Here is a 545-nt window from a genome sequence, read left to right as displayed (position 1 = left end):
CGTGTCGAACAGGGGCATATCATTATTGTAGTCCTCAAACGTGTGAGTCCGAATTTGGGGTTGAGTAACCCCTTTTCTTGCCTATTTCTTTTGGCTGAGCACGCCATCCCTCTTTTTCCTTCTGATTGGGTTATCCGCGGTAACGTTGATGTGTTGCGTGGTAGCAACATGAGTAGCCAACGCCTGGCTCAATTCTACTTACGCGCCTGTGGCGCTAGCCACGATCAACAAGCCGACTGGTATTTTTTGCGGCTTGCAGACTATCGCCCACTGAAAAAGAGAAAAATGTAAAAACTCTCGACTGTTACTGACAGCGCCAATGAGAAGACACGCTTTAAGATAGGAATCAATATGAAGCAACCCTTTACCCAAGCTATTGAAAATGCAGAGTTAGCCATTCGAAATGCGGATGAAAGAAATGACATTTTTAGTGAGCTATTAGAAGGACTCGGTGTTGGCCCCGTAGCAGGAGAAGTTCTGCTTGGCGGTTTAAACGCCTCGCCGAAGTTAATGCAACACGCAGAGCAAGAACTCATCGAAGAAGT

Annotated in this window: 2 protein-coding genes; both read left to right on the top strand. The window is 46.4% G+C overall.

The genetic code is table 11. The annotated features are described in order from the left end of the window. On the top strand, positions 1–291 hold a 291-nt coding region (gene vcrR / locus R7O13_RS30055), incomplete at its 5' end, for an LcrR family type III secretion system chaperone VcrR (protein ID WP_318305614.1). A gap of 60 nt (positions 292–351) precedes the next feature. After that, positions 352–545, top strand: a 194-nt coding sequence (gene vcrG, locus R7O13_RS30050) for an LcrG family type III secretion system chaperone VcrG (protein ID WP_318305613.1), incomplete at its 3' end; no start/stop codon positions are given.

This window comes from Vibrio sp. Y176, assembly GCF_033438945.1.
The sequence above is the reverse complement of the archived record's forward strand: the minus strand, read 5'-3'. Positions and strand labels throughout refer to the sequence as shown.